General features: G+C 69.7%; 8 protein-coding genes and 1 pseudogene. 8 read left to right on the top strand and 1 reads right to left on the bottom strand.

Annotated features, from left to right (window positions below; genetic code table 11):
• Window positions 1-342: 342 nt before the first annotated feature.
• The 8 genes and pseudogenes from ACWGI8_RS37025 to ACWGI8_RS36990 form a co-directional block, all read left to right on the top strand.
• Window positions 343-495, top strand: a pseudogene (locus ACWGI8_RS37025) (IS5/IS1182 family transposase); the annotation flags it as partial.
• 4 nt (window positions 496-499) lie between these two features.
• A complete protein-coding gene (locus ACWGI8_RS37020) occupies window positions 500-838 on the top strand; it encodes a hypothetical protein (protein ID WP_453667824.1) in 339 nt (112 codons plus the stop codon).
• Window positions 781-1038, top strand: coding sequence for an NUDIX hydrolase (locus ACWGI8_RS37015; RefSeq protein WP_453667823.1), 258 nt, complete (start codon window positions 781-783; stop codon window positions 1036-1038). Before ACWGI8_RS37020 ends, ACWGI8_RS37015 begins: the two co-directional genes overlap by 58 nt.
• Window positions 1039-1208: 170 nt before the next feature.
• Window positions 1209-1664 (top strand): hypothetical protein, encoded by a 456-nt coding sequence (locus ACWGI8_RS37010; protein ID WP_238577396.1) that lies wholly within the window; start codon window positions 1209-1211, stop codon window positions 1662-1664.
• A gap of 148 nt (window positions 1665-1812) precedes the next feature.
• Window positions 1813-2691, top strand: coding sequence for an LLM class F420-dependent oxidoreductase (locus ACWGI8_RS37005; RefSeq protein ID WP_453667822.1), 879 nt, complete (start codon window positions 1813-1815; stop codon window positions 2689-2691).
• A gap of 38 nt (window positions 2692-2729) precedes the next feature.
• On the top strand, window positions 2730-3203 hold the full coding sequence (locus ACWGI8_RS37000) for a GNAT family N-acetyltransferase (protein WP_453667821.1): 474 nt from the start codon (window positions 2730-2732) through the stop codon (window positions 3201-3203).
• A gap of 253 nt (window positions 3204-3456) precedes the next feature.
• Window positions 3457-4797, top strand: a complete 1341-nt coding sequence (locus tag ACWGI8_RS36995; protein ID WP_453667820.1) for a hemolysin family protein — start codon at window positions 3457-3459, stop codon at window positions 4795-4797.
• A complete protein-coding gene (locus tag ACWGI8_RS36990; RefSeq protein WP_453667819.1) occupies window positions 4794-5816 on the top strand; it encodes a hemolysin family protein in 1023 nt (340 codons plus the stop codon). The genes ACWGI8_RS36995 and ACWGI8_RS36990 overlap by 4 nt, the downstream gene beginning before the upstream one ends.
• Here the strand turns inward: ACWGI8_RS36990 and ACWGI8_RS36985 are convergent.
• Complete coding sequence (locus tag ACWGI8_RS36985; protein WP_453667818.1) at window positions 5804-6085, bottom strand: holin; 282 nt, start codon at window positions 6083-6085, stop codon at window positions 5804-5806. The genes ACWGI8_RS36990 and ACWGI8_RS36985 overlap by 13 nt on opposite strands.
• Window positions 6086-6304: the final 219 nt, after the last annotated feature.

Genomic DNA, 6304 nt, shown 5'->3' with positions numbered 1-6304 from the left:
TCACTGAGAGTTGGTCACGAACCTCGTCCGGGATGCGCATACCACACCAACGATCCCCAGCACGGGAAGCAACACCTTGTTTCCCTGCAAGCCCTTAGCCTCGCGCTTTCATGAAGCGGGCTGTCCAGAGGTTGATCATAAACACGGAAACCTTGACCTGCAACGATAGGACTTGCTGAGGGTCCTGTTGGTTGCTAGGAAAAGAGCACTTTCCAGGTAAAGCACTGAGCTGTTTCAGAGTGGCCACTGATCGGGTGACGCTGGCGGTGGGCGCAACGCACGAGGCTCCCGTGCCGTTGGGGGAGGTGTTCGAAGTCTCAACCCACAGGCACAGGAGCCGCGTTGGTTCCGTATTTTGCCGCACTCGACCTGCCCCACGCCCTGGTCGAGTGGGTCACCATGCTCATCGTCACCCGCGAGGGTGACCGCCGCTGCAAGCTCCCACCGCACCAGCGTGCGCTGGTCGGCCTGGTGTACCTGCGCAGGCACGACACAGCAGGTGAAGGAGCTGGTCGAACCGTTCCGCCCGTACCTCGCCCAGCCCGACCACACGTTCTACCTGCGGTGCACGGACGCCACCCTGCGCGACCGTATGGCCGGAAAACAGGACTACAACCAGGACGACGACATGGTCAACGTCCCCGGCCGGCTGACACGACTCCGCACCAATTTCGACAAAATCGCCGCCGCTGACCCCACAGGCGTCATCATCGACACGGACGACAACACCCCCGCCCAACTCGCCGACACCATCACCGCCTACCTCACGGAAACGAGCCCATGCCCCAGCTTCAGGACGCCGCCGTGGTCGTCGCCCGCACCAAAGACGGCCGGGTAGCCGTCCTGTCCTCCCGCAGCGCCGAACACGGGGAGATTTTCCTTCCCGGTGGCCGACGCGATCCGGGGGAGACTCCCGAGGACTGTGCGCGGCGGGAGCTGAAGGAAGAGGCCCGGGTCGAGGCCACCCGGTGGCAGCATCTCGGCACCTACGCGATCACCCTCGGAAACAACGCCCGCCTGTCGCTGTTCCTCGCCTAACACCTCACGCTCGGACCACAGGAACTCAACGACACCGAAGAGGACTTCAAGCTGTCCTGGTGGCCGATGAACGAGGCGATCCAGGCCGCGCAGGACGGCCGGTGTCACCTCCCCGGCGGTCCCCTCGCCCTGCTGCTCGCCGACCGCACCCAACCCAAAGGAGTACCTGAATGCTGAAACGTACGGGAACTGTCGTGGCCGCTGCTGCCGTTGCCGCACTTGCCCTCCCCGCCGACGCCCACGCCGCCGCCATCGCCTGCGGCGGGTCCGTCTCGACCCAGGGCATCTCCGGTAACGGCTGTATCAGCGCGGAGCGGTGGAAGGACGGCCACGTCTTCATGCGCAACATCACCGCGCACACGGTCCTGACGAATACGCGCCCGCACGCCTCCTGGGTCGAGTACGAGGCGTACTTCCGCGTCGTCTCGGGCGGTCACTGGGTGAAGATCGGCAACGGGCGTACCGTCGTCCAGCGACGGTCCACGGTCGGCCCCATCGCCATCGGCTCCACGGACCGCGTCTGCGGCCCGGTCAACGTCAAGGTTGAGATCCGCGTCCATGTCAGGCCCGCAGGGGGCGCCTGGTCCAACTGGAGCAGCGCCGCGACCTCCCAGTGCCAGACCTGACGCTGCCAGACCTGAGCCTCAGCACACGCAGCGCCCCCGCCTCCGCGACCAGGAGGACGGGGGCTCTCGTGTTTTCTGCGGTGGCTAATTAATTTTCCGCCATCGCGCACGAGTAGCCGAGCTTGCCGAGCTTCTGAGGAGGATCCTGATGGTCAGGCCGTTCCGGTTCGGGGTGAACATGGTGACGCCCGGTGAGGGCAAGGAGTGGTGTAAGCGGTGCGGACGGGCGGAGGAGCTCGGCTACGACACCATCCTCGTGCCCGACCATCTCGGCATGGTGGCGCCGTTTCCCGCACTGATCGCCGCTGCCGAGGCAACCGAGCGGCCGCGGCTGGGCACGTTCGTCCTCAACGCGGCGTTCTGGAACCCCCATCTGCTGGCCCGGGAGATCGCGACCGCCGACGCTCTGACCGGCGGACGTCTGGAGGTCGGGCTGGGCACGGGCTATGTGAAGGCGGAACACGACCGCGCGGGCCTGGAGTTCCTCCCGCCGGGCCGCAGGGTCGACCACCTGGCCCGGACGGTCGAGGAGGTCGGCCGGCTGCTCGCGGACGAGGGGCACGTACCTCGGGCGGTGCAGCGTCCCCGGCCTCCGCTGCTGATCGGCGCGAAAGGCGACCGGGTGCTGCGGCTGGCGGCCGAGCACGCGGACATCGTCGCGTTCACCGGGGCCCGCGTGGCGAACGGCGCGATGGTAGCGCTCACCGCCGAGGAACTGGACGAGCGGGTGGCTGCGTACCACTCGTTCGCGGCCGGCCGTGAGACGCCCGCCGAGCTCAACCTGCTGGTGCAGGCCCCGACGATCACCGACGACCGCCGGGCCGCGGCTCAGGAGTTGCTGCCGCTGGTCCCGCATCTCACCGAGGAGCAGGTGCTGGAGCTGCCGCTGTTCGCCATCGGCACCGTGAAGCAGATCGCGGACCGGATGAGGGAGCAGCGCGAGCGCTACGGCTTCTCGTACCTCACCGTGCTCGACCCTTGGATGGAGGCGTTCGGCAAGGTGATCGAGGAGCTGCGGGGCGACTGAGCACGGCCGTATCGCTGCGCACGGGACCGGTCCGCATCGTGGAATCCCGTCGACGGCCGCGCTCGCGCGGTGCTCGGATGGCAGCCATGACTGATCTTCGGATACGGGCCGCGTCGCCGGCCGACCTCGGCGCCGTGCTCGCCTTCTGGAAGGCGGCCGCGGAAGGCACCAGCATCAGCGACGACCCGGAGGGCGTCGAGCGGCTCGTCGTCCGCGATCCGCAGGCGCTGATCCTCGCGGAGCGCGACGGTGAGCTGGTGGGCACGGTGATCGCGGGGTTCGACGGCTGGCGCTGCCATCTGTACCGGCTCGCGGTCCACCCGGACCACCGGCGGCGCGGCGTCGGCAGGGCGCTCCTCGCGGCGGCCGAGGAACGTTTCGTACGCCTGGGCGGGCGGCGCGGGGACGCGATGGTGCTGGACCGCAACGCGTCGGCGCACCACGCATGGCGGGCGGCCGGCTACGCCCCCGAGCCCCAGTGGAGCCGTTGGGTGAAGCCACTCGCCGAGTGAGGTCCTCCGCACACGCGGCTGAGCAGCCGAGTTTCCGTGCACCGGGACGGCCAGGACAGCCGGGACAGCCGGGACAGCCCGGATGATCCGAGCGATTGGGCCACGGCTTTGCCTGTCCTTTACCATGGGTGCTCCCCTCGACAGTTTCAGCATTGAACGAAAGGTGTGAGCGTCCGCCCATGGGCGAGCCTCCCAGTAGCAGATATCGCGCGGTCCTCCTGTCCCTGGCCGACCATGGGACGGAGGTGAACCGATGACCGAGGTGCTGCTTCTCGTCGTTGCGGTGTTGCTCTGCCTCGCCTGTGGGGGCTTCGTCGCGGCGGAGTTCTCGCTCACGACGGTCGAGCGCTCCGACCTCGAACGAGCGGTGGAGCGGGGCGAGCGCGGCGCGGCGAGCGCGCTGACGGCGGTCCGGGAACTCACCTTCCAGCTCTCCGGCGCCCAGCTCGGCATCACAGTCACCAATCTGGTCGTCGGCATGCTCGCCGAGCCGTCCATCGCCAAGCTGATCAGCGGGCCGGTCGAGGCGCTCGGTGTCTCGCCCTCGGCCGCCTCGTCCCTGGCCCTCGTCATCGGTACGGGTCTGTCGACGATCGTGCTGATGGTCGTCGGCGAGCTCGTCCCCAAGAACTGGGCGATCTCGTCGCCGCTCGCCGTCGCCAAGGTGGTCGCGCCCCCGCAGCGGGTCTTCTCGGCGGCGTTCCGCCCGCTGATCGGCCATCTGAACAACACGGCCAACCGCATCCTGCTCCGGCTCGGCCTGGAGCCGACCGAGGAGCTGGCCTCGGCGCGCAGCCCGCAGGAGCTCGTCGCCCTGGCCCGGCACTCCGCCAAGGAGGGCGCGCTGGAGGCGGACACCGCCGAGCTGTTCGTCCGCACCCTGAGTCTGGCCGGGCTGACCGCGGAGAACGTGATGACGCCGCGCGTCCAGGTCACGGCTCTCGAGGTGCAGGCGACCGCCGAGGACGTCGCCAACGCCACCCGAGCCACCGGTCTGTCGCGCTTCCCCGTCTACCGGGGCAGCCTCGACACCGTCATCGGAATCGCCCACATCAAGGACGTCCTGGCCCTTCCGGCCGAGCGTCGGCCGCGCCACCCGGTGGCCGAGCTGCTGCGCGAGCCGCTGCTCGTACCGGAGACCCTGACGGTGGACCGGCTGCTGGACCGGCTGTCCGGGAAGCGGACGATGGCCGTGGTGATCGACGAGTACGGCGGCACGGCCGGGGTCGTGACGCTGGAGGACATCGTCGAGGAGGTCGTCGGCGAGGTCCGCGACGAGCACGATCCGCATGAGACGCCGGACCTCGCGAGGGCCGGCGAGGACGCGGACGGCCGCGCCCTGTGGTCGGCCGACGGGGCCGCCCGTACCGACCAGCTGGAAGCCATCGGGCTGCGGGTGCCGGAAGGACCGTACGAGACCCTCGCCGGGCTGCTGGCCACCACATTCGGCCGGATTCCGGCCGTCGGGGACAGCATCGAGCTGTCCGGCTGGCGGCTCGACGTCGTGGACGCCTCCGGGCGGCGCGCGGCGCGGGTGCTGATGCACGCGCCGCTGCCGTCGGACGGCCCCGACGAGGAGAGGACGGCGCGATGACCGCGATCCAGCTCTTCATCGGCTTTCTGACGCTGGTCGTCAACGCCTTCTTCGTCGGTGCGGAGTTCGCCCTGATCTCCGTGCGACGCAGCCAGATCGAGCCGGAGGCGGAAGCCGGGAACCGGCGGGCGCGCAGCGTCATCTGGGGTCTGGAACACGTCTCGGCGCTGCTCGCCGCGGCACAGCTCGGCATCACGCTGTGCACGCTGGTACTGGGTGTGGTCGCGGAACCGGCCATCGCTCATCTGCTGACACCCGTCTTCGACGCCGTCGGTGTGCCGCACGGCCTGGTCCACCCGATCTCGTTCGTGATCGCGCTCTCCGTGGCCACGTATCTGCACATGCTGCTCGGCGAGATGGTCCCGAAGAACATCGCGCTGGCCGAACCGACGCGGGCCGCGCTGATGCTCGGTCCGCCGCTGGTGACGCTGGCCCGGGCGCTGCGCCCGGTGATCTTCACGATCAACGCCTTCGCGAACGCGCTGCTGAAGCTGCTGCGGGTGGAGACCAGGGACGAGGTGGCGGCGACCTTCTCGGACGACGAACTGGCCCGGATGGTCCGGGACTCCGGAGACGCCGGGCTGCTGGACGACCGGGCGGCCGAGCGGCTGCGCGACGCCCTGGAGCTGGGGCGCCGGCCGGTCGCCGATGTGGTGATGCCGGTGGAGCGGGTGGTGTACGCCCAGGTCGGCGCCACGCCCGAGGAGCTCGAGCGGCTGGCGGCGGAGTCCGGCTTCTCCCGTTTCCCCGTCGTCGACAGCAACCGTCAGATCCTCGGCTACCTGCATGTGAAGGATGCCCTGGACGACATTCCGCGCGATATGCCGTTCCCGGTCTCGGCGATGCGGCCCATCGCCCGGGTGCGGGCCGCGACCCCGCTCGACGACGTGCTCACGGCCATGCGGCGCAGCCGCACCCATCTCGCGGCAGTGCTGGACGAGAACGGCGGACTGGCCGGCCTGGTGACGATGGAGGACATACTGCGGGAGCTGGTCGGGCCGCCCGGTCAGGGCGGCTGAGGGGACGGTGCCGGCGGTGGTGCCGCCGTGGCCGGCCGGTCGGTGGTCTCGGTGATGCCGGGACCCCGCCGGCCCAGCCCCGAGGCGCCCAGCGCCGTGAGGACGGCGAGGAGGGCGGCAAGGCCCGCCGTAGCGAGGGCCGCGGGCCAGTCGACGTCGAAGAGGCTGGTCGCCCCGGCCACCAGGACCGCGGCGAGCGACTGCGCGAAGGTACGGATGGCGCGCTCTGCGGTTGCGGCCCAGAAGGCTCCGCTCCATAAGTTCGTCATGTACTGGACATACCCAGAAATGACGGCGCCGACGAGGGCATGTTGCGAAAGTAGCGCCGTCCGCCCGAAGGGCGGGGCCCGCGGCGTCTGGTGCGTGCGATCGCAAGGCGGAGGATCGTCCTCGTACTGGACGTACTTGGATGAGTCCGACAACGCAGCGTGGGGGCACCTCCCGTGCCCGAAGGGCTACGGGGGAGTGCGTGCCAGGCGTCGCGGGCC

The organism is Streptomyces sp. NPDC054841 (assembly GCF_053611045.1).
This window is presented reverse-complemented; position numbering and strand designations above follow the sequence as displayed.

What these genes read in the sequence shown, in the direction of transcription:
- ACWGI8_RS37010 (WP_238577396.1), top strand. Translation starts at nt 1,209, where the DNA reads ATGCTGAAACGTACGGGAACTGTCGTGGCCGCTGCTGCCGTTGCCGCA.
- ACWGI8_RS36990 (WP_453667819.1), top strand. Translation starts at nt 4,794, where the DNA reads ATGACCGCGATCCAGCTCTTCATCGGCTTTCTGACGCTGGTCGTCAAC.
- ACWGI8_RS36995 (WP_453667820.1), top strand. Translation starts at nt 3,457, where the DNA reads ATGACCGAGGTGCTGCTTCTCGTCGTTGCGGTGTTGCTCTGCCTCGCC.
- ACWGI8_RS37015 (WP_453667823.1), top strand. Translation starts at nt 781, where the DNA reads ATGCCCCAGCTTCAGGACGCCGCCGTGGTCGTCGCCCGCACCAAAGAC.
- ACWGI8_RS36985 (WP_453667818.1), bottom strand. Translation starts at nt 6,085, where the DNA reads ATGACGAACTTATGGAGCGGAGCCTTCTGGGCCGCAACCGCAGAGCGC.
- ACWGI8_RS37005 (WP_453667822.1), top strand. Translation starts at nt 1,813, where the DNA reads ATGGTCAGGCCGTTCCGGTTCGGGGTGAACATGGTGACGCCCGGTGAG.